Here is a 564-nt window from a genome sequence, read left to right on the forward strand (position 1 = left end):
GGAGGCGCCCAAAGGTTCCCTCAGAATGGTTGGAAATCATTCGCAGAGTGTAAAGGCACAAGGGAGCTTGACTGCGAGACCTACAAGTCGAGCAGGGACGAAAGTCGGGCTTAGTGATCCGGTGGTTCCGCATGGAAGGGCCATCGCTCAACGGATAAAAGCTACCCCGGGGATAACAGGCTTATCTCCCCCAAGAGTCCACATCGACGGGGAGGTTTGGCACCTCGATGTCGGCTCATCGCATCCTGGGGCTGTAGTCGGTCCCAAGGGTTGGGCTGTTCGCCCATTAAAGCGGTACGCGAGCTGGGTTCAGAACGTCGTGAGACAGTTCGGTCCCTATCCGTCGCGGGCGCAGGAAATTTGAGAGGAGCTGTCCTTAGTACGAGAGGACCGGGATGGACACACCGCTGGTGTACCAGTTGTCTCGCCAGAGGCATCGCTGGGTAGCTATGTGTGGACGGGATAAGTGCTGAAAGCATCTAAGCATGAAGCCCCCCTCAAGATGAGATTTCCCATTACGCAAGTAAGTAAGATCCCTTGAAGATGACGAGGTAGATAGGTTCG

Annotated in this window: 1 rRNA gene; it reads left to right on the forward strand. The window is 55.5% G+C overall.

From position 1 onward, the window contains the following. Positions 1-564: ribosomal RNA gene (locus L2D08_RS23605) — 23S ribosomal RNA — on the forward strand; the annotation flags it as partial.

This window comes from Domibacillus sp. PGB-M46 (assembly GCF_022668875.1).
GTDB lineage: Bacteria > Bacillota > Bacilli > Bacillales > Domibacillaceae > Domibacillus.